The 26,601-nt window shown below is 67.1% G+C and carries 28 protein-coding genes and 2 pseudogenes; 12 read left to right on the top strand and 18 right to left on the bottom strand.

What is annotated here, in order from left to right:
- Positions 1–21 precede the first annotated feature (21 nt).
- The gene (locus tag ACFZAM_RS04440) at positions 22–255 is read right to left on the bottom strand and encodes a hypothetical protein (RefSeq protein WP_391042628.1); all 234 of its coding nucleotides are present in this window, start codon (positions 253–255) and stop codon (positions 22–24) included.
- Between the two features lie 148 nt (positions 256–403).
- Here ACFZAM_RS04440 and ACFZAM_RS04435 point away from each other — a divergent pair, with 148 nt between their 5' ends.
- The 4 genes and pseudogenes from ACFZAM_RS04435 to ACFZAM_RS04420 all read left to right on the top strand — a co-directional run bounded on the left by ACFZAM_RS04435 (position 404) and on the right by ACFZAM_RS04420 (position 4,160).
- Positions 404–976, top strand: coding sequence for a S1 RNA-binding domain-containing protein (locus ACFZAM_RS04435; protein WP_391042626.1), 573 nt, complete (start codon positions 404–406; stop codon positions 974–976).
- Between the two features lie 22 nt (positions 977–998).
- Positions 999–1,472 (top strand): hypothetical protein, encoded by a 474-nt coding sequence (locus tag ACFZAM_RS04430; protein ID WP_391042624.1) that lies wholly within the window; start codon positions 999–1,001, stop codon positions 1,470–1,472.
- A gap of 820 nt (positions 1,473–2,292) precedes the next feature.
- Complete coding sequence (locus tag ACFZAM_RS04425; RefSeq protein WP_391042622.1) at positions 2,293–2,460, top strand: hypothetical protein; 168 nt, start codon at positions 2,293–2,295, stop codon at positions 2,458–2,460.
- 5 nt (positions 2,461–2,465) lie between these two features.
- Positions 2,466–4,160 (top strand): annotated as a pseudogene (locus ACFZAM_RS04420) (mobilization protein).
- A 186-nt stretch (positions 4,161–4,346) separates the two neighbouring features.
- Here ACFZAM_RS04420 and ACFZAM_RS04415 read toward each other — a convergent pair.
- From ACFZAM_RS04415 to ACFZAM_RS04390, 6 genes are all read right to left on the bottom strand, one after another.
- Positions 4,347–4,703: a hypothetical protein gene (locus tag ACFZAM_RS04415; protein ID WP_391042620.1), complete on the bottom strand. Its 357-nt coding sequence runs from the start codon at positions 4,701–4,703 to the stop codon at positions 4,347–4,349.
- A gap of 16 nt (positions 4,704–4,719) precedes the next feature.
- A complete protein-coding gene (locus tag ACFZAM_RS04410; RefSeq protein ID WP_391042619.1) occupies positions 4,720–5,307 on the bottom strand; it encodes a CYTH domain-containing protein in 588 nt (195 codons plus the stop codon).
- Positions 5,308–5,314: 7 nt separating this feature from the next.
- Complete coding sequence (locus ACFZAM_RS04405) at positions 5,315–5,983, bottom strand: methyltransferase domain-containing protein (RefSeq protein WP_391042617.1); 669 nt, start codon at positions 5,981–5,983, stop codon at positions 5,315–5,317.
- On the bottom strand, positions 5,901–6,539 hold the full coding sequence (locus ACFZAM_RS04400) for an AAA family ATPase (RefSeq protein WP_391042615.1): 639 nt from the start codon (positions 6,537–6,539) through the stop codon (positions 5,901–5,903). Before ACFZAM_RS04400 ends, ACFZAM_RS04405 begins: the two co-directional genes overlap by 83 nt.
- A complete protein-coding gene (locus tag ACFZAM_RS04395; protein WP_391042613.1) occupies positions 6,532–7,437 on the bottom strand; it encodes a radical SAM protein in 906 nt (301 codons plus the stop codon). The genes ACFZAM_RS04400 and ACFZAM_RS04395 overlap by 8 nt, the downstream gene beginning before the upstream one ends.
- 108 nt (positions 7,438–7,545) lie before the next feature.
- Complete coding sequence (locus tag ACFZAM_RS04390) at positions 7,546–8,238, bottom strand: haloacid dehalogenase-like hydrolase (RefSeq protein WP_391042611.1); 693 nt, start codon at positions 8,236–8,238, stop codon at positions 7,546–7,548.
- A gap of 97 nt (positions 8,239–8,335) precedes the next feature.
- Between ACFZAM_RS04390 and ACFZAM_RS04385 the strand changes: the two genes are divergently transcribed.
- Both ACFZAM_RS04385 and ACFZAM_RS04380 read left to right on the top strand, forming a co-directional pair.
- Positions 8,336–9,109 carry an XRE family transcriptional regulator gene (locus ACFZAM_RS04385; protein WP_391043549.1) on the top strand — a complete coding sequence of 258 codons (774 nt, stop codon included), beginning with the start codon at positions 8,336–8,338 and terminating at the stop codon, positions 9,107–9,109.
- Positions 9,096–9,563, top strand: coding sequence for an NUDIX domain-containing protein (locus ACFZAM_RS04380; protein ID WP_391042610.1), 468 nt, complete (start codon positions 9,096–9,098; stop codon positions 9,561–9,563). The genes ACFZAM_RS04385 and ACFZAM_RS04380 overlap by 14 nt, the downstream gene beginning before the upstream one ends.
- On the opposite strand, the gene ACFZAM_RS04375 is transcribed toward ACFZAM_RS04380, so the two are convergent.
- Entirely contained in the window at positions 9,551–10,099 is a 549-nt protein-coding gene (locus ACFZAM_RS04375; protein ID WP_391042608.1) for an HD domain-containing protein, read from the bottom strand. The genes ACFZAM_RS04380 and ACFZAM_RS04375 overlap by 13 nt on opposite strands.
- A gap of 371 nt (positions 10,100–10,470) precedes the next feature.
- On the opposite strand from ACFZAM_RS04375, the gene yhhA reads away from it, so the two are divergent.
- Genes yhhA through ACFZAM_RS04355 form a run of 4 tightly spaced genes read left to right on the top strand, consistent with a single transcriptional unit; the run spans position 10,471 to position 13,242 of the window.
- The gene (gene yhhA / locus ACFZAM_RS04370) at positions 10,471–10,635 is read left to right on the top strand and encodes a YhhA family cyclophane-containing RiPP (RefSeq protein ID WP_391042606.1); all 165 of its coding nucleotides are present in this window, start codon (positions 10,471–10,473) and stop codon (positions 10,633–10,635) included.
- Between the two features lie 3 nt (positions 10,636–10,638).
- Positions 10,639–11,799: a cyclophane-forming radical SAM/SPASM peptide maturase YhhB gene (gene yhhB, locus ACFZAM_RS04365; RefSeq protein WP_391042604.1), complete on the top strand. Its 1,161-nt coding sequence runs from the start codon at positions 10,639–10,641 to the stop codon at positions 11,797–11,799.
- The gene (yhhC, locus tag ACFZAM_RS04360) at positions 11,796–12,434 is read left to right on the top strand and encodes a cyclophane-containing peptide 2OG-Fe(II) oxygenase YhhC (RefSeq protein WP_391042602.1); all 639 of its coding nucleotides are present in this window, start codon (positions 11,796–11,798) and stop codon (positions 12,432–12,434) included. Before yhhB ends, yhhC begins: the two co-directional genes overlap by 4 nt.
- A gap of 16 nt (positions 12,435–12,450) precedes the next feature.
- On the top strand, positions 12,451–13,242 hold the full coding sequence (locus ACFZAM_RS04355; RefSeq protein ID WP_391042600.1) for an aKG-HExxH-type peptide beta-hydroxylase: 792 nt from the start codon (positions 12,451–12,453) through the stop codon (positions 13,240–13,242).
- Positions 13,243–13,330: 88 nt separating this feature from the next.
- Here ACFZAM_RS04355 and ACFZAM_RS04350 read toward each other — a convergent pair whose 3' ends face one another.
- From ACFZAM_RS04350 to ACFZAM_RS04330, 5 genes and pseudogenes are all read right to left on the bottom strand, one after another.
- Positions 13,331–13,990 (bottom strand): HAD-IA family hydrolase, encoded by a 660-nt coding sequence (locus tag ACFZAM_RS04350; RefSeq protein ID WP_391042598.1) that lies wholly within the window; start codon positions 13,988–13,990, stop codon positions 13,331–13,333.
- Positions 13,991–14,056: 66 nt separating this feature from the next.
- On the bottom strand, positions 14,057–14,470 hold the full coding sequence (locus ACFZAM_RS04345; protein WP_391042595.1) for an NUDIX domain-containing protein: 414 nt from the start codon (positions 14,468–14,470) through the stop codon (positions 14,057–14,059).
- Between the two features lie 66 nt (positions 14,471–14,536).
- Positions 14,537–15,460, bottom strand: a complete 924-nt coding sequence (locus tag ACFZAM_RS04340) for an FAD-dependent oxidoreductase (protein WP_391042592.1) — start codon at positions 15,458–15,460, stop codon at positions 14,537–14,539.
- Positions 15,461–15,465: 5 nt separating this feature from the next.
- The gene (locus ACFZAM_RS04335; RefSeq protein WP_391042590.1) at positions 15,466–16,035 is read right to left on the bottom strand and encodes an isochorismatase family protein; all 570 of its coding nucleotides are present in this window, start codon (positions 16,033–16,035) and stop codon (positions 15,466–15,468) included.
- 23 nt (positions 16,036–16,058) lie between these two features.
- Positions 16,059–16,370: pseudogene (locus ACFZAM_RS04330) on the bottom strand (hypothetical protein); the annotation flags it as partial.
- A 17-nt stretch (positions 16,371–16,387) separates the two neighbouring features.
- On the opposite strand from ACFZAM_RS04330, the gene ACFZAM_RS04325 reads away from it, so the two are divergent.
- On the top strand, positions 16,388–16,948 hold the full coding sequence (locus tag ACFZAM_RS04325; RefSeq protein ID WP_391042586.1) for a guanylate kinase: 561 nt from the start codon (positions 16,388–16,390) through the stop codon (positions 16,946–16,948).
- Positions 16,949–16,971: 23 nt separating this feature from the next.
- Here the strand turns inward: ACFZAM_RS04325 and ACFZAM_RS04320 are convergent, their stop codons facing one another.
- From ACFZAM_RS04320 to ACFZAM_RS04310, 3 genes are all read right to left on the bottom strand, one after another.
- Positions 16,972–17,820, bottom strand: coding sequence for a DUF1932 domain-containing protein (locus tag ACFZAM_RS04320; protein WP_391042583.1), 849 nt, complete (start codon positions 17,818–17,820; stop codon positions 16,972–16,974).
- Entirely contained in the window at positions 17,817–18,491 is a 675-nt protein-coding gene (locus tag ACFZAM_RS04315) for an HAD-IA family hydrolase (RefSeq protein WP_391042581.1), read from the bottom strand. Before ACFZAM_RS04315 ends, ACFZAM_RS04320 begins: the two co-directional genes overlap by 4 nt.
- Positions 18,492–18,586: 95 nt before the next feature.
- A complete protein-coding gene (locus ACFZAM_RS04310; RefSeq protein WP_391042579.1) occupies positions 18,587–20,401 on the bottom strand; it encodes a TerD family protein in 1,815 nt (604 codons plus the stop codon).
- A 310-nt stretch (positions 20,402–20,711) separates the two neighbouring features.
- Here ACFZAM_RS04310 and ACFZAM_RS04305 point away from each other — a divergent pair, with 310 nt between their 5' ends.
- A complete protein-coding gene (locus ACFZAM_RS04305; RefSeq protein WP_391042576.1) occupies positions 20,712–22,592 on the top strand; it encodes a DNA/RNA helicase domain-containing protein in 1,881 nt (626 codons plus the stop codon).
- Positions 22,593–23,087: 495 nt separating this feature from the next.
- Here ACFZAM_RS04305 and ACFZAM_RS04300 read toward each other — a convergent pair whose 3' ends face one another.
- Both ACFZAM_RS04300 and brxD read right to left on the bottom strand, forming a co-directional pair.
- Complete coding sequence (locus ACFZAM_RS04300) at positions 23,088–25,226, bottom strand: DEAD/DEAH box helicase (protein ID WP_391042573.1); 2,139 nt, start codon at positions 25,224–25,226, stop codon at positions 23,088–23,090.
- Positions 25,226–26,548, bottom strand: a complete 1,323-nt coding sequence (brxD, locus tag ACFZAM_RS04295) for a BREX system ATP-binding protein BrxD (RefSeq protein WP_391042571.1) — start codon at positions 26,546–26,548, stop codon at positions 25,226–25,228. Before brxD ends, ACFZAM_RS04300 begins: the two co-directional genes overlap by 1 nt.
- Between the last annotated feature and the right edge of the window lie 53 nt (positions 26,549–26,601).

Here is a 26,601-nt window from a genome sequence, read left to right as displayed (position 1 = left end):
GTCCGGCGCACCGACGCCGAGCTACGAGCCCTCCACTCCTGGCCGGTAGTTCGGATTCGGCCGGAAGTCACCGTAGATCTTCCCGAGTGCGTTGACCTGCCACGCTCCGATAATGGCCTCGGGGGGCACGTCCCCGTTCGGGTCGTCGACCATCTCCCCGTCGATCTCGTAGACCCAGCCTCCAGGATTGGCCCTGGCCTCGTCGACCAACTCCGGCGGAAATTCCCGCTGGCCGGCCCGTTTTCCGCTGAACATCCCCATGCCCCACCCCTACCTGGTGCCAGGGGCAATGCACACCTGATCGCCCGCCCGAACCGCCTGGACCTGCAGCCCCCGTAAGCTACTGGCCAGGACAGCAGCCTTCCGTACGGGGCGGTCGGTGTGAAGCTGAAAGGTGAACCGCATGAGCGGCGTGCCTGAGCACCCGGAGATGTGGGCCTTCCTCACATCGCTGGCCCCCGGCGCGACGCTGTCCGGCACCGTCGCGGTGATTGAGCCGTTCGGGGTCTTCGTCGCCCTTGACGACGGCCCCAGCCACCCGCTCTTCCCCGGCGTCGGGTTCATCACCTACCCCGAACTTTCCTGGCAGTCCTTCGACGAGGCAACCGAGGTTGTCCAGGTCGGGCAGCGGGTGACGTGCGAATTCCTCCAGTTCGACACGTGGAACCTGGAGGCCAGGCTGTCACTGCGTGCGATGCAGCCGGACCCCTTCCAGATGTTCGCCGACCGCGTCGTGGTGGGGCAGGAACTGCGCGGCGAGGTGACCAAGGTGGTGCCGTTCGGCGCCTTCGTCCGGGTCGACGGGATCGAGGGAATCGAGGGGTTCGTTCACCGGGAACACCTCATTGCAGGGCCCGAGGAGGTGCTGTCGGGCGTCGTCCGCATCGGCGAGGAGATGACGCTCGTCGTCACCGAGGTCGACAGGACCCGCCGCCGGCTATCTCTCTCCCGACAGGGACCGATCACGGACAGCTGATCACGTGCAGTAGAACAGCGACATGGATGCCGCACTCCTCGAACAGTTGCTGAACGATGCCTTCGACAGCGCAGTGGTGCATCACGGCTACACCAGCTACATGCGGGACTACGAGGTCATTGTTCACATGACGGCAGATCCCCGCACCGGCATCGAACCGGCCTACGTGCGGTACCTCTTCAAGTACTGCGTCGAAGCCCGCTGCCAGACGACGGTGCAGCCGGAGACCTGGCGTTCCTCGCTGGACGAGCGCCTCATCGACTACGAGACAGGCGTCGACCTCGATGGATACGTCTGGGGCGTGAAGTGGCATCCCTTCTACCCGGGCGCCACCGTCCTTTCCGAGTCCGAGACCGCACGTCGCTGGAAGCAGAGCATCGGGATCGACTTCCATGAGGTCCGCATCGAGACCAATGCCCACCGTCTCACCCTGGTCTTCTCAGATCTGCAGGTCAGCGAGCTGCCGGTGGGTTACGCGCCCTTCACCACGGATTGACCCGCCGGACCGTGATCCCGCGGGGCGCCAGGACCATACGGGAATCGGCGTCGCAGGCCCATCCGGGAAAAGGGTGTACCGTCCGCTCCCACCGCCGGGCGCAGCTCGGACCGCTGACCGAGGGAGGACGCCGTGTACTCGCTTCACGCCGACGTCGGCTTCCTCGTTCTCGGGAGGAACGTTCCGCCTGATCGCAAGCCGCCCAAGAGCAGTCGATCTTGGGCGAACCGCGTGGTACGTTCTGTCACCGACGAACTTAATAGGGTGACCCCGGCAGCGCGCCAACGCTCCGGGGTCCGGCACAGGAGGAACTCACTCCCGATGCAGATTCATCGTAGCCGCCATACGCGCGGCTTCACGGTCCTGCCCAACGCGTTGTTGCAGGACCGACGGCTGTCCTACACCGCCCGCGGCCTGCTGGCCGACCTCCTCTCGCGCCCCGACGGCTGGCGCGAGGACGGCCGCCACATGGCCGACACCAGCCCCCAGGGCCGCCCGCCTCCTCGAACGCGTCGCCCTCACCGTCGCACACGTCGCCTCGGCGGTAACCGCCCTTCCCCCGGCCGGAACGAAGCAGTCACCTTGTCCGACGACGCCTGCCGCCGATATCGGCCGCTACCACCGCCGACGATCGCGCACCGCCCGCCGGAACCGCGCCCACCCCTGCTTCAGCGACAGCGAATGGGCCGACCTCATAGCCGCAGCGCGCGTCTGCCACCTGAAGCCAGGCGGATACGCCGCCGTCGCCGCGCTCCTCGCCGCGCGCTCCGCCGATCCCAGGGCGGCCATCGCCGACACCCGCCGCCGGCTCGAAGAACTCATGGAGTCCAATCGCCAGTTCGCCGCCGTCGGCAACAACCTCAACCAGGTCCTGGCCCACCTCCGCCCCAGCGACGCTCTCCACGCCTTGGCCCAACGCACCCTCCGGGTCATCCACATAGCCTTGGACGACGTGGATACGGCCGCCCTCCAGATCGCCTGGCGGTAGCCGCCGTGATACCCAAGATCACCGAAGGCGCCGGCGGCACATACGGCCTGATCACGTACCTCTACGGACCCGGCAAGGCCAACGAACACACCGACCAGCACATGGTCGCCTCCTGGAACGACTTCGCCCCCGACCCCGGTCCCACGGCCAGCCGCGAGGCGATCACGAAACTCGCCCGCCAACTCGACCTCCCGGTCAAGTCCCTCCCCCGCGAGCAGCGCCCGAAGACGACGATCTGGCACTGCTCCGTCCGCGCCGCCGCCGACGACCGTCCCCTGACCGACGACGAGTGGGCCGCCGTCGTCCACCGCATCGTGCACGCCGCCGGCATCGCGCCCGAAGGCGACACGAAGGCTTGTCGCTGGGTGGCCGTACGTCACGCGCCCGACCACATCCACATCGCCGCCACCCTCGTCCGGGAGGACGGCCGTACCGCCCGCCGGAATTTCGACCGGAAGGCAGTCCAAGCCGAAGCCCGAGCCATCGAAACGGACTTCGGCCTGCGCGAACTCCATGCGGGCGACGGCACAGCGGCGAAACGCGCCACCAGCGCCGAACGCCGAAAGGCCGACCGCCGCGGATTGGACCGCCCCGCCCGCGACCAACTCCGCGACGCCGTCCGCCGCGCCCTGGCAGGGGCGTCCACCGAGGAAGAGTTCTTCCGCCGTCTCACCGCACAGGGCGTCCGGATCACCAAGCGTGTGGCCCCCTCCGGTGACGTCACCGGCTTCACCGTCGCCCTGCCCGGCGACCGCAACCGCGACGGCAAGCCCATCAGGTTCTCCGGCTCAAAGTTCGCCCCCGACCTCTCCCTCCCCCGCATCCGGCAGCGCCTGGCCGCCGACGCCGTGCCGCCCTCCGAAGGAACCGCCGAACCAGCCCGAGCCCGTCGCGCCGCAACCACAGCCGCAGCGGACGCCCTCCGGTCACTGGACCAGGACGACAGCGGAGAAGCCGCCGACCAACTCGTCGGCATCGGCGAAGTCCTCGACGCCCTCGCACAGACCAGCCCAGCCAACACCCGCGCCGAACTCCAAGCGGCGGCGCGCAGCTTCGAACGCGCCACCCGCTCCCACATTCAGGCCGGCAACTCCCACAACCAGGCCCTCCGCAGGGCCGCCCGCGACCTCGTCCAGTCCGGCCCAGCCCTCGGCAAGGGCGAAGACGGCGCGGCAACGGCCATGCTCCTCAGCATCCTGATCACGGCCGCCGTGGTGGCAGCCGACTGGCACGCCGCCCGCGGCCACGCCCAGCAGGCAGCCGCCTCCCGCCAGACCGCCACCCACCTCCGCGCGGCCTACCAGGCCGCCGCGAGCGCACCCCTCACCACGATGCGCGCCACCGGCCAGTCCCTCCCCGCCCCGGCCCAGCACCACGTGGCGGAAGTGATCCGCGCTGTCCTCCCGACAGAGGCCGCCCGCATCTAAGCCGAACCCAACTGGCCGGCCCTCGCGGCCACCCTCACGGAAGCGGCCCAGGCTGGCCACGACCCCGTCGCCCTCCTCCACAGGGCTGTGGACAACCGCAAACTCACCACGGCCGGCGCCCTGACCGACGTCCTCCTCTGGCGCCTCCGCCACGCCGCCAACCTCCCCGCCGCCCCACCCACCACACCGCACCGGAAGCGCCCCACGCCGACGTCGCGGCCCGTACCACCTGGATCCCCGCTGCCCTCGCAGGGTGCCCATAGGAGGAGGTAATTCGCCCAGCTTCGACGCGACCGGCCGTAGCGGACACTGTGATCCAAAAGGGCGGCGCTACGAACGTGGTGTCGCCGGAAGAGAGGGCTCACGTCGTACCATGCGGCGAGGACCAGCAAATCCACAGTCCCGGAGATCGGCGTACGGCGACCGCCGCAACGGCATGCCACAGACCCCCGGCATCTACTACCGACCGCGCCGATGCTTGGCGCCTCTGCGCCTGGCCGAAGATTCTGGGCTCGCCGGCAGGGCAGCGTCCACGGCGCGTCCTTCCGCTTCATCGGCCAGGAGGATTGCCTGCCAGACCCGTTCCTGGAGTTCGATGATGCAGGGGCCGCACGCGTACATCGGTGCCTGGGCTCCGGCGACGTTGGCCGGACCGATCCTCAGGACACGGGTCCACTGCTGGCCACAGAACAGCCAGCAGTAGCCGTCGGTCCAGTTGTTCCCGTCGTCCGTCGTCGCTGGCTCCGGGAGGCCGCCGCGGGCGAAGGCGGCGATCCCGGGGATGACGCGATGCTGGAGGGAGAGTTCCGTCAGCATGGCTGCGCTCCGGGCATCACGGACGTTGCGAGGCCGTCGCGGGCTCCGCGCTCTTGCAGGCGTCGGAGAAGAGGAGGGTTGGTTCGGCGAGGATGTCGCGGCCGGCCTCGCTCTTGTAGATGGCGTCGACGCTGCCGAACCGGGCCTCTGAATAGTCGAGGCCGAGGCGGGCGGCGGCGTCGCGGACGGACGGTTCGTCGGGGCCTTCGATCTCCAGGAAGGTGGAGAGGTCGGGCCAGGTGTCGAAGTCGAAGGCGACGTCGCCGAGCTGCCATTCCTCGCGGAAGTTTTCCTGGTAACGGACCTCTCGCAGGCCGAGGTTGGTGAGGATCTCGGCCATGGCGTGGAGGTCGCCGACCTCGGTTTCGATCTCGGTCGTCCCGTGGATGGACGTGGCGTCGGTGACCTGCTTGAGGGTGAGGGTGGTGCGGGTGCCTTCGTGGCGGAGGCGTACCCATTGGGAGCCGTCGAGGACGTCGCTCTCGAAGATCTTCCGGGTGAGCAGGGTACGGGGGAACGCCTGTACCGCGCCGAGGGCCGCGAGCTTGGCTTGGAGTCCGGCGACGTCGACGGCGAGGAACTTCGCTTCGTACTCGTGCTTCATGATCGCTTCATGCCCTTTCAGAGGTCACGGGAGAGGTGCGGGTCGCCAGGAGCAGGCCCATGCGATGGGTGTGCGGGTGGGGCTGGCCGATGTGCGGACGTTCGACGTACTGGCCTGATCGCAGGGTCAGTTGGATGTTCCATCCGTCGGAGAAGAGTGGGCTGAGCTTCTCGGGGGACGTGTAGTGCTCGGTGAGATGGTGCCGGGCCGTGACGGGCATCATGAACTCGGCGCCGAACAGACCGTGGACGCGCACCAGGCCCTGCATGCGGGTGATGAAGTCGGCCAGGGGGCGGTGGTGGTTGGCACTGTAATGCCAGGAACAGCTCGTCCAAACGGCGTCGTACTGCGCGTCGGCGGGCAGGCCGGCGTCGAGGAAGTCCCCTTCCACGATGTCCACGCGGTCGGACAGCTCTTCCTGTTGAAGCCGCTCGGTCAGGCCCGGGGCGTGGGCCTCGGTGCCGTCGGGCAGGCGGACGAGTCCACCCTGAAGGGCTACCGGGTCTCGTTCGATCGCGGTGACGCGGTGGCCGGCTGCGGCCAGCGGCAGAACCAGCCTGCCGTCGCTCGCTCCGATCACCAGCACGGTGGCGTCAGAGCCAGCGTGTTCCGACAGGGCCGCGCGGAACTGGGGGAAGAAGGTGAGGGTGTGCTCCCACCGGCTCAGGGTCTGCACCGCTGACTCCTTGGGCAGTGACGTCGAGGATGGCGTGGACGACCTGTTCGGGCGTGCGGCCCGTGGTGTCCACGCGGTGCATCGGGAAGGGGGCGTAGGCGTGGGTGATCTGTTCGGCGACCTCTTCGGCGAGGCCGTCCCAGCGTGAGGTCGGCTTGTGGCGGGCGGCGAGCCTGCGGCGGCGTTCGCTCTCGTCGCACACGAGGCTGTACGTGACCGGCTCCGGCAGATCCGGCGGCAGGGTGATGCCGAGGCGGGAGCCGTAGGCGCGGTGGTTGGCGAGGCAGCGGGCGAAGTAGCTGTCCACGACGACCGGGGTGCCGGCGGATAGATGTGCGCGGATGTCGTCGGTGGCCGCGAACAGTGCGGAGAGGTAGAACGCCATCCGGGCTTCTACGTTGTCCCGTGCGTCGATCTCCTGGCGCAGCGACTGGTAGAGCGCGGGCACGGTGGGGATGAGGACGGCGCCTCGGGCTGCCGCGAGTAGCGGTGCGACGGTGGATTTCCCGGTGCCGCGTAAACCTTCGAGGCTCTCGAAGAGCGGCTGGTCAGGCACGGGCGTAGATCACGCCGGGCACGGCGAGGGCGAGTTCGTCGGTGGCGGAGGGGCGGTGGACGACGTGCCCGGCTTCCTTGTCGTACCAGAAGGCGTTCGCGTCCTTGCCGACCGCCTTGCAGGACATCGTGAGTGCGCCGCGCGGGTCGGCCTCGATCCGGGGGATGGCGGCGGTGCCGCTGAGCGGTTCGCAGACCTCGGGTGCGCCGTCCTCCGACAGGTCCTCGTCCACGATGACCTCGATGGTGAGGTTGTCGGCGGTGCGGAGCTGCTCGCGCAGGCGGCCGTACGCGGCAGTGCCGCTGATGAGGAGTTCGGGGTGGTGGGCGGCGTTGCCGACCGGCCGCAGGTGGTGGAGCTTCAACTGCCTTGCGCCGTAGTCCTGGAGGGTGCGGGCGAGCGGCAGGACTTCGTCGATGTTGCGGGCGTTGACCGTCATGGTGGCGCCGGTGGGGATACCAAGGTCGCGGGCGTGCGCCAGGGCGGACAGGGCTCCCTGGTAGCTGCCGAACCTGCGGATGGCGTCATTGGTGGCGCCGTTGCCCTCCAGCGAGATCCGCAGAAGGTCGAGGTGCGGGGCGATGTCGGTGAGGCGGCGTTCGATGCGGTAGCCATTGGTGCAGATCTCCACGTGCAGGCCCAGCTCCTGCTTGGCGTAACGGACGACCTCGGGCAAGTCCTTGTAGACGAACGGCTCGCCCCCAAGCAGGTTGACGGCCTCGGTGCCGTACTCCTTGTGCATCAGCCGCATCAGCGTGATGGCCTCTTCGAGCGTGAACGCGTCGGCGTGCTGGAGGCGTTCGCCGTGGAAGCAGTGCTGGCAGGCGAAGTTGCAGCGGTAGAGCAGTTGCAGGTAGAGCATCCGGATCGTCTTGATGCCGGTGATCTCCGTGATCATGGTGACCTCCCTGGGCGTGGTGCCTGGGTTGAGGCCCTGATCGTGGCCGGGCTGCACGGGACCGCGTCACCGCGTAAAGGGACGCGCCCAGGACGTCCTGGGAAGTTTTCAGGCTCGCGCGATGTCCTCCAGGTGGCGAAGGACGCGGTCGGTGTCCGCCAGGTCGGGCAGGACGACGGGGGCGCCGGCGGCTTCGAGTGCGGCGGGGCTGTCGACGCCGGTGGCCACGGCGATGATGTGCGCACCCGAGGTCAAGGCGGCCTCGACGTCCCGGGGCGTGTCGCCGACCAGGACGACGGGAGTGCCGGCGGACAGGCCGCGGTCGCGCTGCATGCGGCGGCGGGCGACGTCCACCAGATGCGGCCGTTCCTCGGCGTCGGCGCCGTACGCCCCCACTGGCAGGTCCAAGGGCGCGTCTAGGCCGAAGGCCGAGAGCTTCACGCGGGCGTTGGCGGCTATGTTGCCGGTCAGCACCGAGGAGACCCAACCAGGTTGTGCGGCAGCCGCCTTGAGTACGTCCTGCACGCCGGGCAGCGCTGTTCCACGAGCTTTCAGCGTTCCAAGCCTTTCCGCTCCCGCTTGGACCAGCGCGGCTTCGACGTCCGGCCACGCGGGCTCGGCCGCACCGTTCCGGCCGAACATGTCCCGCATGATCAAACGGTCCGTACGCCCCTCGGTGACGGCCGCCACGACCGGACGGTTGCCCGTCACCGTCTCGTACGCGGCGGCGTAAATCTCCTTGCTCACACCGGCGTTGTCGATGAGCGTGTGGTCGATGTCCCACAGGACGATGAGCGCCATACGGCCAGCGTAGGTGCCCCTCGGGAATCATCGGTTCCGCCAGGGTTCGACCAAACGGGCTTGCTCACCTGCCGGACCCTGCACTTGTATGGCTTCTGTGAACGAGCGACTCCACTCCGTACTCGCCCAGCGCGGTGTCACGCCCGAGTTGCTCGCCGAAGCGTGCGAAGTGGACCCCAAGACCGTCGGCCGATGGCTCGGCGGACGCATCCCCCACCCCCGGCACCGCCATCGCGTCGCCAAACACCTCCGCGTGGAGGAGACCTTCCTGTGGCCCGCCCCGCAGGCACTGAGCAGGCCGACGGCCGGTGTCCAGGGCACGGAGCTGCTTGGTACGTACCCGAATCGAGCCAGCGTCCCGCGGGATACGTGGCTCGGTCTGCTCCAACAGGCCCAGGAACAGATCGACGTGCTCGTCTTCTCCGGCACCTTCTTCGCTCAGAGCAACCCGCACGTCGCCCGCATGCTCGCCGCCCGCGCCGCCGACGGCGTCCGCGTACGGCTGTGCTTCGGCGATCCGAGCGGCCAATCAGTCTCCATCCGGGGCCGCGAAGAAGGCATCGGCGACACCCTGGCCGCCAAGATCCGCGCCTCCCTCACCTACTACCGCTCGCTGTTAACGGTGGCCGGCTGCGAGGTGCGGCTGCACGACGCCACGCTCTGCACCTCGCTCTTCCGCTACGACGACACCCTGCTGGCCAACCCGCACATATACGGCCAGCCCGCCAGCGCCAACCCCGTCCTCCACCTCAAGTGGGCAGAGACCAACGGCTGGTTCGACACATACGCTCACAGCTTCGACGCCGTCTGGGCCGGCGCACGCCCCTGGACGTCCGACCGGGAAGAGGCCACCGCGCATGGGCAGGACTGAGTACTACAACGACCCGAGCGCCCCCAAGGCCAACACCCTCATCCCCGCCAGCAACCTCCTGGTCGTCGACGAGTCCGGCGCGATCCTGCTCCAACGCCGCCGCGACACCGGCCAATGGGCGCTGCCCGGCGGAGCCCAGGACATCGGCGAGACCGCCGCCCAGTGCGCGGTGCGCGAATGCCTCGAAGAGACCGGCATCATCGCCGAGATCACCGGCTTCCTCGGCGTCTACACCAACCCCAAACACATCGTCGCCTACACCGACGGCGAGATCCGCCAGCAGTACGAGAACACCTATATCGGCCGCCCGGTCGGCGGCGAGCCGACCATCAACGACGAGGCCGACGGCGTCCGTTGGATCCAGCCCGATGACCTCGACGCGTACGACATCCACGCGAGCATGCGCCAGCAGATCGGCGACTATCTCGCGGGCACCTACCCCTACCTCGGCTGAGCCTTGAGCGCCGCCTCCACTCGCCCCACAGCCGCGTAGATCTCCGGCTCCGCCCGCCGAATGAACCGCCCCACAAGGCTGTCCGCCCCGTACCGGCTGACGATCTCCGCAACCCGCTCCCGGGCGCTCGTCGGCTCGCCGTCGGGCGTCGTCGTCATGTCGCAATACACGAGCGCGTCCACGAGGAATTGGTCGTCCAGCAGCGGAAACTCGGTCTCCAGCGCTCCGCGCAGCCCCCGCTCCTCCGCCTCCAGCAGCGCGAACGAGTGGTTCGCCACCAGCCGTGTCACCTGCTCATCGGCCCCATGCTCATCCCGCAGAAACCGGGCGCCGTCCAACGGATGAAACCCGGTCACCGCGAGCCGGGGCGCGTACCCGACATCGTGTAGAACGGCTGAACCCTCCAGCAGCGGGGCAACGTCCTCAGCCACGCTTGCCAGTTGGGCTGCCCGCGCCGCCACACCCTGCGAATGTGCCCATCTCCGAGGCAGCGACGGGGCCAATTCGGCTTCGGCTATCTGCCACGCCCAAGTCATGAACCCTCCACAGCGATCATGTATCGATTCATCGTCGCAGTAGGGACATGGCTCTCGAGAGCCTGCTCCATGCCTAGCCCACATGCGGGTCTGACCGGTTTGATCATTGTCACTCCCGGCTCAGGGGACCGCAAAGCTCCCCGGAGCAAGGAAGCCCCCACGGCGAATGCCTGTAGCGCTCGACGCCTGTTTCACAGTGGGCTACATCCGTCCCATCGCACCCAGCTTGGGCGTTCTCGCACGACAAGCGCGACCTAACGTCTATCATCGAAGATGCGGATCGTAGAGTTCGGCAGGTTGCGTGGTCTCGCTCGCCGTCGACGGGGTCGCAACGGCCTAGATCAACACTGGTCACTCGAAGGGGATCCCTTATGGAAAAGGTAGAACCGGCCGACACCGTGGAACTCGCAGTATCTCCAGCTCTGTCGCTGGAGGCAGAAAGTGTCGCCCTGAAGCGCCTGATCGAAGAGGTCCGGACGGGCGAACCGGTGATGTCCGGTAATTACAACCGGACCCACAATCGCCACAACCGCTAGAGGTTGGGGTCGGCCCTGAACCGGCAAATTGATACCGTACTGGTCAAGACGGCCAGTCGGTGCAACCTTGACTGCAGCTACTGCTACGTCTACAACCTCGGTGACGAGGGATGGAAGAGTCAACCTCGCCGTATGGCAGATGCGGTGATGGCTGCTGTCATTGATCAGTTGGGCGCACTCAGCAAGTCGCAGTCGCACCCGCTGAGCGTGGTACTGCACGGGGGTGAACCCCTTCTGCTTGGCCTCGGCGCCACCGAACGTTTCATCAGCGGTCTCAAGTCGAACCTGCGCGCAGATGCCGGTCTGCACGTCCAAACCAACGGCGTACTGTTAACCAACGAGTTCATTGACATTTTCGATCGCTTTGACGTTGGGATCTCGATCAGCCTTGATGGTCCGGCTGAACTGCATGATCGAAATCGCCTGGACCGACACGGCGACGGTTCTCACGAGCGTGTGGTGGCCGGCGTTGCTCGACTCGTCGCACACTCGGCGCGTGATCGGTTATTCAGCGGCTTGCTCGCGGTTGTCGATCCGACGTCAGACCCTGTTGAGGTGTACGAATTCCTGAAGGCCACCGGGGCGCCATCATTCGACTTTCTCTATCGGGACGGAAATCACGACGCCCTTCCTCCAGGGAAGAGCCAGAGGGACTCGACTGAATACGGCGACTGGATGGTGCGTTTACTTGACCACTATCTCGCCGACTTGACCCCGCCTCGAATACGCGTACTCGATGACCTCATACGTCTCATCCTTGGCGGCCAAGGTCGCAAAGAAGGTATCGGGCAAGACGAGTACGGCATTCTTGTCATCGACACCGATGGGCGTATCACGCGTAACGATACACTGAAAGTGGCGTTCCCGGGTGCTGATCGCTTCTCGTTTGATCCCTCAATCGTCAACCGAGACCTCCTCGACCAGCTCGCCGGAGCAGAACTCGACGATTACTTCAACCTTCATCATCCGACGTCCCCGACCTGCGAAGCCTGTCCCGAGCTGACGGTCTGCGGCGGAGGAATGCCTGCGCATCGCTGGTCTACCAAGAACGGCTATTCCAATCCGACTGTCTTTTGCAGCGACCAGCTGCAACTGATCTCGGCCGTTAGGAGCCGTCTCGGCATTGCCGCCAAGGGAATTTACAGCCACGAGGGATCGCCATGACAACCAACGTTCCGCCTGAACAAGACGCATTGCAGGAATACGGCACGGCGGGTTGGACGCAGCCAGATTTAGGCAGCCGCGAGCTGGTCGAAACTCCGTTTCGATACGCAACATTGACTAATTGCCTCACACCACAGATCGGTGAATACGTACTCGAATGGTTTGAGCGCGATGCACCGTGGATCGCGAAGCGGACCGACTTCTATGAGCAGTACGAGTTCAGTTGCTGGGATAGTGCGTCACCGGCAGCTTCCTACCTAACCAGAAGCGACGTGCTCGGTGCCATCGGTATCACGATGACGGGCATGTTCGGATGCGAGTTTGAGCCGGACGTCAGCGTCGTGTGCCATAAGCTTGTGCGCGGACATCGGATCGGCATACATAATGACTATCTCGTCGGAGAAGAAACACACCGACTGACCATCCAGCTAAACCGTGGCCTCTCCGACACCGATGGCGGCTTTCTGATGCTCTTCAGCTCTGGAGATCCCGCCGATGTTCACCGTGTACTACGTCCGCAACATCTGAGCGCACTTGCCTTCGAAATCTCGCCCGATTCATTTCACGCGGTTTCCGAGATGCATGGAGGAGCTCGATACACCATCATTTACTCGCTCCGAGCTCGACGTGACTAGCCCCCTCAGTTTGCGCTTGAGCGAGGAGCACTTGCTTTGGTTTCCTGGCCTGACAGTTGGGCTTGTAGCCGACTTCGTATCACGCAATCGAGTCGAGCCAAGTCTCATCGAGACGTATGGGACGTCTCGTTGGCTGGCCGGCGACGCGAAGCCCGCGCCCGACGGCGGTGAAATCCAGCTTGGCACTCACGTTGCGAAGATTGAGTATTTGTCGAGTGAGACGCCTACGGGGTTTGAGGGTTTGCGCTTTCCTTCAAGTCGTGATCCGAAAACCCCTGATCGAATTCAAGCGGCGGCTGACGTACTTACACATATCCCGAGCCTGGCTGAGAGTATCGGCTCGGTCGTGAAGGTAATTCATCCAATTATATCCATGCGGGATCACGATGTCAGCCACAGCACACCCGAGGTGCCATTCTCGATCTTTGTCTCCATACCGGAAGAAGACGAGCGGGACACCTTGCCAAGGCTGGCCGAGTCGATCATTCATGAGTCGATGCACCTCCAACTCACTCTTGTAGACTCAATCGAGCCCCTGGCCACCGATGACCGTTCAACCGGTTACTCTCCGTGGAAGGATGAAGATCGCCCCATCACCGGACTCTTGCATGGCCTCTACGTCTTTGCTGTCATTCATCAGGCGCTCGGCGTCCTGACCAACGTACGCGGCGAGTGGCGCCCGTACTTTCGCAAACGCAGCAGTGAGATCAAACGTGAGATCGCTACGCTCCCGGAGGCACCGGAAGAACTATCCGGAATTGGCATCTATTTGTGGCGACGCTGCCTCGAAAGCATTGCAGCTGAGTAAACCTTCACGCTCAGGTACCAGTTGGCCAACTGGTACGAGTCCGAAGCGGAAGTGGGCGAGCATGTACGTGGTTTCGACCAGTTGACCATCAACCCCGCTCAGTGTTGAACTGACCGATGAGATGCGGTAGTTCGGCGAGCGAGTCAATACGCATCGTCGTAATGGCGGTGGCGTCGGGATCATGCTGCTGAATCGTTCCCCACGGTCCTCGGCGGATGAGCGCGGTCAGCAGGCCAGCCTGCACCGCCGGCCGTTTGTCGTTGTCCAGGCGGTCTCCGACGTACAGAATCTCGTCCGGCTCAGCGGGCGCTGTCTTGACGATGTGCTCGAAGAAGGCGACGTCAGGCTTCGATACGCCCCAGTCGTCGCTCGTCGCGATGAAGTCGGCAGGCAGGTCGAGGCTCCGCAGGATCCCTCCGGCGCGGGACGTCTGGTTGCCTGCGATTCCTACCCACAGGCCCGCCGACCGCAGCGCGGTCAGAGCAGGCCGTGCATCCGGATAAAGGTCGTCTTCGCCAAACCACTCCGGCTTGCCCGCCTCCGCTCTCCGCTTCCGCTCCTCGTCGAGGTCGAAGCTGGGCTGAAAGATCTGGAACGTCTCGCGGTAGTCACGCCCCTGCGCGATGACTGCGCCGAAGACGGCCGCGAAGGTGTGCCGAGGCACACCGAGCCAATCCGCCCAAGTGCCGTATTCCCGGGTCTCGTCGACCAGACACTCACCGACGTCGAACACCACGGCACGGATCATGGGGGCAGCGTAGCCGGAGGGTGGCCTTGCCACATTTGGTCCGGCGAGGGCCGGACAAGCCGCTCCTCATCTCGGGAGGACGTCGTCGAGGTACTGCTGCACGGGCGGGAGGAGGCCGGCGGGAACGTACGCCGAGATCTCGGAGTGCGCACACCAAGTCACCTCTGCCACTTCATCGCGGTCGGCAACGTGGGCTGTGCCGGAGACGACCTCACAGGCGATGTACGACATGTGCCGGTGCGTATCCGGGTGGATGCGCTCGCCCAGCGACCGAACCGCTTCGACGCTGAGGCCGGCTTCTTCGAGGGTCTCGCGGACGGCGACTCCCTCCGGCGACTCACCCGGCTCGATCTTGCCCGCGGGAAACTGCCACGACAGCTGTCCTTCCGCGACTCGACGTCGCACCATCAGCACGCGACCGCGCTGGACGACGACCGCTGCTGAGATGTGGGGACGGCTTTCAGCGCCTTGATCCGTCACGATGGAACCTCCAATCGACGCTCCCCCGAACGGAGTTGGAGTGCGGGGTCAGGAGGCATAAGGACCTCACCCGGACGGAGGCAGGTTCTGGGCGTAATAGGCGCGAAGTGCTGCTTCGCTGCCGGAGCCGGTGGCGGTCATGATGCGTTGGAAGCGGGAGAAGCGGAGGTCTCCCGCGGTGAGGATGCGGGGGTGCTGGCGGTCGGGCGGGCAGTAGCCGGTGCTGTCGGGAATGAGAGCTCCGGGTGGGGGCGTGGGCGCGCTGCCGAGATTCAGGTAGACGGCGTGTGCTGCTTGGGTGCCGGACTGCCCTTGTCTGTCGGTCCATTCCGCGGCGAAGGTGCCCTCGGCGGCAGAACGTACCGACAGCCGTGTCAGCGGCAGCAGCGTCACGCTGGGGGCGCTCCGCACCTCGTCGGCCTTGTAGTCGTCGCCGGCCGGGTACGCCACCACGATCTCGGTGGAGTGCGAGGCGTGGGCTCGTAGGAAGGTGCCGAGTGGGCGGTCGGCGCCGAGGACGAGCAGCGGGCCGGCCTCGCTTCCAGGGATCGCCGCTCCCCAGAGAGTGGGCAGCACCATGTCCTCGGCGACCGTCAGCCAGGAGACGTCGTCTGCCGCCAGCGGGCCCACACCGGTGGCGACGATCGCATAGGCCGCGGCCAGCCGGCGGCCAGTGTCGAGAGTGACGGCGACATGATCGTCGGAGGCGTCGATTCCGTTGGCGTGCACGCCGAGCTTGACTTGACAGAGGTCGGTACGGGCGAGGTCCTTGGTGATAGCGGCGGCCAGTTCGGGGCCGCTGGTGTGGCCGCCGGCAACGTTGTTGACCGCTGTGATGTGCTGGAGCTTGCCGCACAGCGCATCCCCCGCCTCGACCAGGACCGAGCGCATGCCGACGCTCGCGGCCATCAGCGCCGCCGCGCAGCCTGCTGGACCTCCGCCCACAATGATCAGGTCGACGTGGCCATTGGGAATTGGAGTGGCTGCCATGGCACCTATTCCAGCACCGGCGCTTTGAGCCGCGGTGCGAGTTGGCGGAGGACATCGTCGGTGGTGATGAGCTGGCGGCGGCCGATGAGGCGGCGCGCGACGACCAGACCCGCGTCGTGGACGGCGGGGCCGGCGTCGCTGGCCGAGGCGTCGGTGACGATCCACGGTGAGTGGCCTCGCTCGAACGCGTCGGCCGCTGATTTGAGTACGCAGCTCTCGGTGGCGATGCCGCAGAAGACAAGATCCTTCCATCCAGCCTGCTCGATCAGCGCGACACCTTCCTCGGTATAGAGGGAGTACGCGGGCTTGTCGAGCACCGCGTACGCGGACGCGGCCTGCTCCGCCAACTCGGCGACGATGTCGGTTTCGGGGGCGTGCTGGAGCCGCGACCAGTCGAAGAACCGCTCGAAGGGGCTGTCCGCGTAGTTGAGGTAGCGGGTGAAGACGACAGGGCATCCGGCGGCCGACCAACGCTCCACCAGCCCGGCCAAGACAGGGACGACATGCCGACTGTGATGGTTGGTGAAGCCGTTCTGCATGTCGATGACGATCAGGGCCGCGTTGTCGACGTCCATGGCTGCGGTATCTCCTGTCGTCGTCAGCCGACGCTGTCCCGAAGGGCGTCCTGCGCGGCCCGCAGTCGTTCCGCGAGACCGCTTGTCTTCATGATGACCTCTCGCATGAGGCAGTGCTGCGCGGTCTCCTGGGCACGTGCTGTCGTGAGACGGGAGTATCCGGCGCGCAGGAAGCGCCAGCCGAAGTCGTCGGGGGTGGAGGGATCCTGCCCGTCTTCGACAAGTGTCTGGATCTGACGGGAGAAACACCACAGTGCTTGGACGGTGAGTTCGCAGGCCACGAGGTCGTCGCTGGTAAGACTGCGCTCGGGGGTGTGGGCTGCGTAGGCCACTCCTACCGCAGACTGTTCCCATGAGGTCGGGCATTCTGCTGTACGGGCCACCGGCAGCGGGCAAGGACACGGTCACTACGGCTCTGGCCGCACTCGACGGGCGGTACGTCCCCTTCCGGCGGCTCAAGGTCGGCAGCGGGAAGTCGTCGGGCTACCGTATGGGTACGGCCGCTCAGTTAGCCGGACTGGAGGCCTACGGCGACGTCGTCTACCGCAACGAGCGGTACGGCAATATCTACGTCGTCGACCGGCCAGGGCTCGACCGGGCCTTCGAGGGTGGAGCGGTGCCGGTCATTCATCTCGGCCAGGTGACGGGGGTGGAGCAGGTCGCAGCCCTCTCCGGGGCGCGCTGGGTGCGCGTACTTCTGTGGTGCTCCCGGACCTCCACAGCCGAGCGGTCGCAGCGCCGGGGCGATACAGACACGGCGGCCCGCCTGGCAGCGTGGGACGCCACAAGGGAGGACCTCCATTCATACCCTCAGGCCATGTGGGAGGTGCGGGTCGACACAGATGTGGCCACGCCGCAGGAGGCGTCCCAGCAGATCGACGCGTTCGTCCGCAGCGCCGCACCGCAGTCCTGACCGAAGCAGGCCTGCCGGCGGCCCTACGTCGGGGCGTCCGGCTCCCTGCGCAATGCTTCCAGCGCCTCGGCGATGGTGAGCTGCTGGTCCTTGCTGCCGTCCCACCGGGCGAGCGTCGTGGCAGCCGCGTGCATGAGAGAGTCCGGCAATCCAGCGTCGGCGAGCAGGCCGGCAGCGTCCTCGATCTCCGGACCCCAGCGCCAAGCACGGGCGGCGGTCTTGGGGATGTAGTCGGTCTCGACGAGGTAGCTGCGGGTGCGCTTGGCCGCGATCGCCAGTAGCTCGTCCCCGACGCCGTACGCGTCGGCCGCTCCGTACGCCACGGCGGCCAGCACGCGAGAGACCTTCTGATAGCTGGTGTACGCGAGCTTGAGGGCGGAGGCCGCGCCGAGGCTGCCGCCGAGGACGTGCGTCCGGATATCCGTACCCGCAAAGAGCTGCACGATCCGATCGGTCCGGTCGTGGACGCCGGCGAGATAGAGCGTCGGTGTCTTGCATCCGATCGGGGGCGAGCCGACGACCGCAGCATCGACCACCGGCATGGGTGCGAGCATATCGGCGGCATGTTGCACGCGTGAGGGCGTCACCGCGTTGGCTTCGACGTAGATCGCCTCCACGCTCGTGGGCCGAACGTCCGCGACCGCAGCGGCAACCTCCTCGGCGGCAGCCGGAGGGCACAAGGAGAGCAGCACCTCGGAGCGAGCAACGAGTTCCGCCAGTGCGACGGGGCGGAGGCCCGCGGCTTCCGCCCGAAGACGGGTCGCGTCGCTGCGACCGTCAGGGCACCATACGACCGTGTGACCGCGCGCACGCAGTTGCGCGCCGAAGGCGGCCCCCATGCTGCCCGGATGCAGCAGCCCGACTGTCGTCACGAGGTGGTGCTCACGTGATCTGCCTCGATATGAAGCAGGCGGTCGATGGCGTCGATGACATCGGCAACCGTGTGGTCGGGGGCGGGAACCCGTGGATCCCAGGGCCGGCCGTTGTCGACCCAGATCGTACGCAGCCCTGCCGTGTGACCACCCCTCACGTCGTTGACGGGATTGTCCCCCACCATCCAGCCGCCATCCTCCAGCGCCGCCCCGCACCGCTCTGCGGCAAGAGCGAAGTGGCGAACGTCAGGCTTCCGCGCGCCGGCCTCCTCGGAGACGAAGGCACCGTCTACGTAATTGGCGATCCCGGTGGCCCGCAACTTGGCCCACTGGATGTCCGCCGCCCCGTTGGTCGCCACCCCCACCCGCCAGCCGGCCGCACGCAACTCGTCCAGCCCGTCCAGCACTTCACGGGGGCAGGACACCATGGCCGCGATGTCCGCGCAGTACAACCGCCACAGCTCCTCCGTTGGCGCGGTCAGCCGAAAGCGGGTTCGGATCGTGTCGAAGGTAGACGGATACGTCCGCTCGGACACCATCCCCAGGACGTACGTACGCGCCTCGTCTCCCAGCCCGTGCCGAGAAACGAACTCGGCAGCCCAACCATCGAGCGTCCCCCGACGGTCCACGAGGGTGTTGTCGAGGTCGAAGAGAACCAGGGGTCGCCGCACACCTGCACCATAACGAACGCCCTTGCCTCTCGTATGCCTGACCGAGCCACCGTCGCCCCAGATCTGCGGGGGCTGCGACTCATCGGTCTCCTGTGCTATTCGTCGACGTCGACTCCGTAACCGCGGGCGAGCGCGACGAGGCCGTGGTCGTAGCCCTGGCCTATGGCGCGAAGGCGCCAGCCTTCGCCGCGACGGTAGATTTCCGCGAGCAGCATCGTGCGCTCCGTGGTGGCCGCGTCAAGGGTTGCCCGGACGGTAGGGGCTGCGGCGATCCCACGAGTGGCGGTCACCTCGATGGCGCCGACGTCGGAGAAGGTGGCGCTGCCGTCAATCGCTGCCGCGACGACTACCCGGGACACTTCCAGGGGCAGCCGTTCCAGGTCGACGGTGACGGCTTGCTCGGTCGGGCTGTGGGTGGCCAGGCGAACGACGCCGTCCGGGTGCTCGGGGGCGTTGTAGAAGATGAAGTCCTCGTCCCCCGCGACCCGTTCGTGCACGTCCAGCCGGAAGGCGACGACGTCGATCGCGCAGGCAGTGTGCTGCTCCCACGCGGCGGTTACCGTCCAGGCCGTACCGTCGGAATCCGGCAGGTCGATCACCGCTCCGCGGACCAGTACTTCCGCCGCGTCCGACTCGTTCACGACAGGGCCTGAGGGCGCGGGCGCGACAAGCCAATCGGCGTCGTGCACGCGCAACCCGAGCAATGCGATACGGGCCATACGCCGATCCGATTCGCCGCCGGGGAGCACCACGACATCCGTGACCTTGGCCGAGAGGTTGACCGCCGCCGACGCGCCGAAGTCGACGACGCGCACGCGCGCCGCTGCCGCCTCCTCATGAGTGCCGCCCAGGACCAGGACGCGGCGTCCGGTCAGCAGCTGAGCCACTCCGTCGGCGGGTGACGGGGCACCGGCACCGGAGGGGTTCTGGGCCGTCGTCGCCCTGCCGGGCATACCCGCCCTGCCGCGTGGCATCGGGGCCGGAAGCGCGGCTCCCTTGGACTGACCGGGCCGCACGTTCTCCAGCAGCCGCAGATAGGCCGACTCGTCGATGAGAGGAACCCCCTCCGTCGCGGCACGGCGGAGTTTGCTGGACCCGGCGCCTGGGTCGTTGGTGACGACGACGCTTGTTTGTCCGCTGACCGACGTCACCATGTTCAGCCCGGCAGCCACGGAGCGGACGATCAGGTCCTCCCGTGCGACCCGTGTGTCCCCGGTGACGGCGACCTTCATGCCTTGCACCAGCGGTCCGCCCGCCGTCCATCGACCCGGGTTGCGGTAGGCGCAGGGCGTCTTGGGCACATATGGCCGGTAGTCCTGACGTGGCGGACAGGTCAGCAAGGGCAAGGAGAGACCGAGTTGGTCGGCGGCCTCCAGCGAGCCGCGCAACACGCCGGAGAGGACGCGTACATCGTCCCGGGCGTCGTGGGCCCGTTCCTGCCGTACGCCGTAGTACGCGGCGAGGGTGCCCAGTTTGAGGTCAGGGGTGGCCGGTCCGATTAAGCGGTTGAGTGCCAGTGTGCACAGACGGCTGCTGACCGGGGCGAAGGAGCGGGCACGGGCGAACTCATGGGCCAGGAAGTCGTAGTCGAACTGGGCGTTGTGCGCGACCATGACGCCGCCGCCCAGCAACGCCTCTACCTGGGGAGCGATCTCCTCGAAGGTCGGTGCTCCCACCAGTCGGGCGCGAGTAAGGCCGTGGATATGCACCGGGCCGGGGTCGCAACCAGGATTGAACAATGTGGAGAACTCCCCCATCTGCCGGCCATGCCCGTCCAGCCTCAGGATCGCCAACGACAGGACGCGGTCCCGGCCCGGCCGCAGTCCCGAGGTCTCTACGTCCACCAGCACCCAGTCGTGGACGTAGTCGAACGTGGTGGGCCACTTCAGGCTCGGCGACAGTGCGGCCATGCTGGGGGCTCCTCCCTGGGCGGCTGTGCGGGCGACGAAGTGCCCTCCCGCTGTGGCAATCGGCCCGAATTCTCCCATGTGGGGGAGGCGTTCCAGGCCCAGTCGTGCGACCGACGGATACGGAACAGCGCGGGGCAATCGTCAACGGACCCCATCGCCGATAGCCGAAGCGCTCCTTACTCCATCCGGTCTCCGGGTAATCTGACCCCATCGTCATCGCGGCCCGACGGGCTTCCGCTCCACTCAGGTGGAGTCTCGAAGGACATGCCCCCACCCGCACGAGTCATTTCGTGCTGCCTGGGGGAAATCCTTGCTGTTCCGCGCGTCGGCCAGGACGGTCGCCGTCATGGCGCTCGACGGCTCGCTCTTCCTGCACCTCACCGAACAGTTCGTCCACATGCACGGATACCGCCCTGGAACCTCCGAGGTCCGCTCCTGGGAGCGCAGTATTCCGGCATTGGCATCGGCCCTGAACGACGCCAGCCTTGGGGACGTCGAAGTGATGCTGGAGTACGCCCTGCCGCTGAACAGCAAGCGCGCCGACGCCGTGCTCGCCGGAGCGCATCCGGTCAGCGGGGAGCCGTCCTACGTCGTAGTCGAGCTGAAGCAGTGGAGCCAGGCAGAGCCGCACGAGGACGATGCCCTGCTCTGCCACATCGACGCCTACGCGCAGCCCGTGCTCAACCCGATAGAGCAGGTACGGCGCTACTGCGAATACCTGGTCAACTTCAACGGCGCCCTCGCCGAGCACCCGAAGCGGGTCAGCGGGGTGGCATACCTCCACAACGCCACGGAGTTCGGCGTGAGCGGGCTACGGGAGATCGAGACCGACGACCGGGGGCAGCTCTTCACCGCCGAAAGCCGGGGCTCGTTTCTGGACCACCTCCGCACCAAGCTGAGCAACAAGCATCCGGGGGCACGGGCGGCCGACGAGCTCCTGGCGGGCAAGGCGGCGCCGTCGAAGCAGCTCATGGCGCTGGCCGCGCAGGAGGTGCGGGAGCGCGAGCAGTTCGTCCTGCTGGACGAGCAGCAGGTCGCGTATCGGATGGTCCTGAACGCGGTCCGCAAGGCGAAGCAGTCCGACCACAAGGAGGTCGTAGTCGTCACCGGCGGGCCGGGCACCGGCAAGAGCGTCATCGCGCTGTCCGTTCTCGGTGAGCTGTACCGGCAGGGCGTCCCGGCACTGCACGCCACCGGCTCCAAGTCGTTCACCCAGACCATGCGGAAGGTGGCCGGCGCGCGCAAGCGCGAGGTGCAGGATCTTTTCAAGTTCTTCAACGGCTTCATGACAGTCGAGAAGAACTCCCTCGACGTACTGATCTGCGACGAGGCCCACCGCATCCGGGAGACCTCGGCCAACCGCTTCACCTCTGCCGCCCACCGGACGGGCCGACCGCAGATTGACGAACTGATCGACGTGGCCCGGGTCCCGGTCTTCCTCCTGGACGAACACCAGGTGGTGCGGCCTGGCGAAATGGGGACGGTCGCCGAGATCAAGGCAGCCGCGACCCGCAAGGGGGTCGAGTGTTCCGTCGTCCGTCTGGAGAGCCAGTACCGCTGCGGCGGCAGTGACGCCTATCTGCGGTGGGTCGTGCGCCTCCTCGGCCTGGAGCCAGGTGGTCCGGTCGCCTGGGAGCCCGACGACCGCATGCAGCTCCAGGTCGCCGGGAGCCCGGAGGAGATGGAGGCGTACCTCCAGGACCGGCGCGGCGAGCGCTACGGCGCCCGCATGACCGCGGGCTACTGCTGGCCCTGGTCCGATGCGAAGCCCGGGCAGCCGCTACCCGCGGACGTCGTGATCGGCGACTGGGCGCGCCCCTGGAACCTCAAGGGCGAGCGCGCCATCTCCGGGGCCCCGCCGTCCGCGCTGTGGGCCACCGACCCGGCCGGCTTCGGCCAGATCGGCTGCGTCTACACCGCGCAGGGCTTCGAGTACGACTGGTCCGGCGTCATCATCGGCCCCGACTTCGTCTGGCGCGGCGACCACTGGGTCACCGACCGCACGAAGTCCAAGGACCCGGCTTTCAAGAAGACCACGTCCGACGCCGACGTGGACCGCCTGATCCGTAACACCTACAAGGTCCTGCTCACGCGCGGCATGGTCGGCACGGTGGTGTACTCAACGGACCCCGAGAGCCAGGAGAAGCTGCGGGAGCTGGCCGAGGGAAGGCTGAGGGCCATTACGGCCTGACCGCTACCCTCGTTCCCGAGGTACCAGACATCCTTGAGGACACGGGCATCTTCCGGGGTGGCAGCAGTACGTGGAACGAGGAGGGCGAACTGCTGGTCTGATCGGTCCGCGAGGGCTCAAAGGACCCCTGCTCCCGTCGCTCCAGCACGAAATACGACGCGCTCAATCCGCATGCCACCGAGAATCCTTCATGGAACCGATCGACGCCGCTCGCGGCGTTGTGGAAGAACACCATCCCGACGCACGAGCTGCCTTCCTCGGCGGCAGCGTCGTCACCGACCGCCGCACGGCGACCGCGCGAACCGGAGACACCGAAAGAGTCATAGCGCGAACGTAGCACCAGGCTGCAGCGTCAGTACGAGCGAGCCCGAACTGCCCCAAGCAGTAGCCCAGCTCGTACTGCGGCGAGGATTCACGCAGTGGGTGGAGGCGGGCAACCTTCAGGGCATGACGTACATCGTGCTGAGCCTGCCCGGCAGTTGAGTCGACGGGCTGTCACTGCCGCGTCTCCCATCGCACCGCCTCCTCAAGGACGAACCGGGCCCCGTCGAAGTCGGCCAGACGGGCGGCGACGGTGTGTGCGGCGAGGTGCTCGGGCAGGGCGGCCGAAAACTTCAGACCCTGTACGGCGCGGGGGTTGACCTCGGGTAGGACCAGGCGCTCGGTGAGGTCGGCGAGGGCATCCTGCCAACTCTGCCGTGTCATTGCTGCACTGAGGCGGATACAGGCGTCGTCGGGCTGTTGTACGGGGTCAGCGACGGCACCGAGGGAGGCAATGAGGGTGGCGTTGGCGCGGAAGCCGGCCCAGGTCCACCATTCGAGTTTGTCACCCTCGCGGAGCAGGAGTGTCCCGCGCGCGTCGACGTGTGCGGCGCGGTTCTCGCGGAGCTCGGCGAGGCGTGCTTGTGCGCGCCGGGTGAAGCGGACGGGCGGGTCCGCGCCGAGGAGTACGTCGCGCATGGCGCGGGTGAGCGGGAAGGAGAGGCCGCTGAGTCCGTAGCTCTCCCATCGGGCGCGACCGCCGCCTTCGGCGGGTTCGACGAAGGCGCGTCTGCGGTTGAAGTCGATATGGCCGACCTGCCAGCTGCGTCCGCCTAGGAGTAGCAGGCGCGGCCCATCCCGCTGTTCCAACAGAAGCCCTGGGTCGATAGTGCCGAGATCCTTGCGGCCGAAGTAGACGGTGAATTGCGGCGGGGCGGTGAAGGCAGCAGTGAGGGCCATGAAGTGGCGGCGGCCGAAGTGCTTCTCGGCCTGGGAGCCGATGAAGAGGAGTCCGTCGTCGGTGTCGAGGAAGCCCTCACCGACCAGGTACTTCAGGATCGGCGTCGCGCTCTTGTCGAAGGGGGCGAGACCGTTCCACTCCTCGTGCCAGGTGTGGTCGCCGAGCGTGTGCTGCTGCAGGACCGCGGCGAGAATCTGCTGGGCAACGAGGTGGCGCGGCTGTGGCGGCGGGACGACGGGCTCGATCCAGTGACGGCCCCACAGCAGGAGCAGTGCCGCGGCTTTCAGGAAGGCAGGCTCGTCGACGGCGAGGAAGAGGGCATTGCGTATGGTCCCGGTGCGCCGTCCCGTGCGGCCCAGGCGTTGCAGGAAGGCGGCGACAGTGTCAGGGGCGCCGACCTGGATGACTCGATCCAAGTCACCTACGTCTATGCCGAGTTCAAGGGTCGACGTGGAGACAATCACGCAGTCGCGGGCCTCTGCGAAGGCTTCTTCGGAGCGGCGCCGCTCGTCGAGGGAGAGGGAAGAGTGGGAGAGGTAGGTCGTCACGCCGCGGAGGCGGAGCTTCTCACCGAGTTCCTCGACCGAGGCGCGGGAGTCGCAGAAGACGAGACGCTTCTCGCCACTGTGGAGGAGGGAGATGAGTTTGGCTGCGTTGTCGAGGGAGCCCACATAGTCGAGTTCGATGTCGCCGGGTGGTGGGGCGCTTCCTGCGGGCGCCGTGCGATGAACGCCAGGTGCGACGACGCGGCCCGCGCGCTCGTGTGGTTGTGCCCCTTGCAGCCAGTGCAGCAGGTCCTCGGGGTTACCGACGGTGGCGGACAGACCGATGCGCTGGATGCGCCGCCCTACGAGGCGCTCGAGTCGCTCGAGTACGGCGAGCAGGTGCCAGCCGCGGTCGTCCGAGGCAAAGGCGTGCACCTCGTCGACGACGACGGCCCGCACCCCGCCGAGCATGTGCTTGTGGTCAGTCTTCTTGCTGATGAGCTGCGCTTCGAGAGATTCGGGTGTGGTCAGGAGGATGTCGGGGCTTTCGACCCTCATCCGCTTGCGGGCGGATTCCCTGGTGTCGCCGTGCCACAGCCCCGCCGTACGGCCTAGCCATCCCGCGTAGGTCTCGAGGCGCGGTTCGAGGTTGTTGAGGAGAGCTTTGAGGGGAGCGAGGTAGAGCACCGACGTGCCCTGCCAGTCGCTGTTTTCCATGGCCGCGAGCAGCGGGAAGGAGGCCGCCTCGGTCTTGCCACCCGCGGTGGGGGCGAGCAGTACGGTGTCCTCCCCGTCCATCAGCGGGTCGATGGCGGCCTTCTGCAGGGGACGCAGGTCGGGCCAGCCGAGGGTGTTGACGATGTGGTGCAGGAGTACGGGATGCAGGCGATTCACCGGATCTGGGCGCTCCGCCTGGTCCGATGCCATCACAGTTCCAGGCCGATGTCGTCGGCGGCCGCCGCGTTGCGTTCCACATCGCTCAACTCGGTCCGGGAAACGGTGAGGTGGTAGTGGACCCGCGGGTCGAACTCCTCGAACTGGTCGATCCGGTCGAGGACGTCCCCGACGAGCTTCTTCAAGAAGATCCGCGGGGCGACGCCGACCTTCCCGCCTAGTCGCCCGCCGACGGCCTTGGCGAGGTCACCGATGTAAGCCTCGTCGGCCACCTCCCGGATCCGTACTGGATCGCCTGCCCCGGCGGCGTAAAGGTCCCGGACCTTCAGCCCGAGCTGGACGAGGCGCTCCCCGGTGAAGCCCGGCAACCGGATCTGTACGGCGCGCGGGTTGTCGAAGCGCGGGTCGGTCGAGAAGTCGGTGGCGAGCCGCTGCGCGAGGGGGGCGAGTCGCTGCACACCCTGCGGCCCGTCGTAGAAGGCCGGGGTGCCGGTGATCACCAGATAGAGGCCGGGGAATCGTCCGGAGTGCACCTCATCGATGAGCTGGCGCAGCGCGTTGAGGGCCTTGTCGCGGGCGTCGGAGCGGACCCGCTGCAGCGTCTCCACCTCATCGAATACGACGACGAGGCCGGCGTGACCGGTGTCGCGCAGGACGGTGAGGAGCCCCTGGAGGAACCCGAGTGCCCCGAAGTGGTCGAGGTCACCGCGCACCCCGGCCGCCTTGCGCGCCGCGGCGGACACGTGCGGCTGCCCACCGAGCCAGGCGAGGACGGCGGCGGCCGATGTATCGTCGCCGACCTCGAGCGCCTGTCGGTAGCCGCGCAGCGCGGCGGCGAAAGCCGGCGCTTGCCGGGAGACCTCGGCGAGGCGTGCCGACATCAAACGCTCAACGGCGTCAGCGAGCGCGTCCTCGGCGACACCGTCGGCGAGGGCGTCCTCCTCCAGTGCGTAGAACCAGCCGTCCACAACCTGCTGAAGCGCACTGGGTGGATAGGCCGCAGTGGTAAGCCGCTCGATGAGCCTTCGGTAGACGGTTTCGAGTTTGTGCAGCGGCGTCTCGTTCTCCGACACCTGGATCTCACAGACGGCAAGGCCGCGGGCCTTGCCGCGCTCGGCGAGCCATCGGGTGAAGAACGTCTTGCCGGAGCCGTACTCGCCACGCACTGCTTTGAAAACGGAGCCGCCGCCTGCGACGGTTTCCAGCTCCTCGTCCAAAGCGGGGGTGAACCGGTCGAGGCCGGTCGCGAGCAGATCGAGCCCCTGCTCGGGCACGGCTCCCCGTCGCAGTGCGTCCACGACGCCTCGTCGCCGTACGGCGCTGACCTGACCACGTACGTCATTCACGGGCACCATCCTCGCAAACCTGACCTGCTGCTGCCCGGGAGTCGGTGTGCGCGATGACTTCG

The sequence above is a fragment of the Streptomyces sp. NPDC008079 genome, from assembly GCF_042957385.1.
Lineage (GTDB): Bacteria > Actinomycetota > Actinomycetes > Streptomycetales > Streptomycetaceae > Actinacidiphila.
This window is presented reverse-complemented; position numbering and strand designations above follow the sequence as displayed.

Excerpts from the sequence above, each read along its gene's own strand:
- ACFZAM_RS04395 (WP_391042613.1), bottom strand. The coding sequence starts at position 7,437 with ATGATCACGGAGATCACCGGCATCAAGACGATCCGGATGCTCTACCTG.
- ACFZAM_RS04375 (WP_391042608.1), bottom strand. The coding sequence starts at position 10,099 with ATGACTTGGGCGTGGCAGATAGCCGAAGCCGAATTGGCCCCGTCGCTG.
- ACFZAM_RS04430 (WP_391042624.1), top strand. The coding sequence starts at position 999 with ATGGATGCCGCACTCCTCGAACAGTTGCTGAACGATGCCTTCGACAGC.
- ACFZAM_RS04390 (WP_391042611.1), bottom strand. The coding sequence starts at position 8,238 with ATGGCGCTCATCGTCCTGTGGGACATCGACCACACGCTCATCGACAAC.
- brxD (WP_391042571.1), bottom strand. The coding sequence starts at position 26,548 with ATGGTGCCCGTGAATGACGTACGTGGTCAGGTCAGCGCCGTACGGCGA.
- ACFZAM_RS04440 (WP_391042628.1), bottom strand. The coding sequence starts at position 255 with ATGTTCAGCGGAAAACGGGCCGGCCAGCGGGAATTTCCGCCGGAGTTG.
- ACFZAM_RS04350 (WP_391042598.1), bottom strand. The coding sequence starts at position 13,990 with ATGATCCGTGCCGTGGTGTTCGACGTCGGTGAGTGTCTGGTCGACGAG.
- ACFZAM_RS04300 (WP_391042573.1), bottom strand. The coding sequence starts at position 25,226 with ATGGCATCGGACCAGGCGGAGCGCCCAGATCCGGTGAATCGCCTGCAT.
- ACFZAM_RS04425 (WP_391042622.1), top strand. The coding sequence starts at position 2,293 with ATGGAGTCCAATCGCCAGTTCGCCGCCGTCGGCAACAACCTCAACCAG.
- yhhA (WP_391042606.1), top strand. The coding sequence starts at position 10,471 with ATGGAAAAGGTAGAACCGGCCGACACCGTGGAACTCGCAGTATCTCCA.
- ACFZAM_RS04340 (WP_391042592.1), bottom strand. The coding sequence starts at position 15,460 with ATGGCAGCCACTCCAATTCCCAATGGCCACGTCGACCTGATCATTGTG.
- ACFZAM_RS04310 (WP_391042579.1), bottom strand. The coding sequence starts at position 20,401 with ATGGCCGCACTGTCGCCGAGCCTGAAGTGGCCCACCACGTTCGACTAC.
- ACFZAM_RS04335 (WP_391042590.1), bottom strand. The coding sequence starts at position 16,035 with ATGGACGTCGACAACGCGGCCCTGATCGTCATCGACATGCAGAACGGC.
- yhhC (WP_391042602.1), top strand. The coding sequence starts at position 11,796 with ATGACAACCAACGTTCCGCCTGAACAAGACGCATTGCAGGAATACGGC.
- ACFZAM_RS04380 (WP_391042610.1), top strand. The coding sequence starts at position 9,096 with ATGGGCAGGACTGAGTACTACAACGACCCGAGCGCCCCCAAGGCCAAC.
- ACFZAM_RS04415 (WP_391042620.1), bottom strand. The coding sequence starts at position 4,703 with ATGCTGACGGAACTCTCCCTCCAGCATCGCGTCATCCCCGGGATCGCC.
- ACFZAM_RS04410 (WP_391042619.1), bottom strand. The coding sequence starts at position 5,307 with ATGAAGCACGAGTACGAAGCGAAGTTCCTCGCCGTCGACGTCGCCGGA.
- ACFZAM_RS04325 (WP_391042586.1), top strand. The coding sequence starts at position 16,388 with ATGAGGTCGGGCATTCTGCTGTACGGGCCACCGGCAGCGGGCAAGGAC.
- ACFZAM_RS04435 (WP_391042626.1), top strand. The coding sequence starts at position 404 with ATGAGCGGCGTGCCTGAGCACCCGGAGATGTGGGCCTTCCTCACATCG.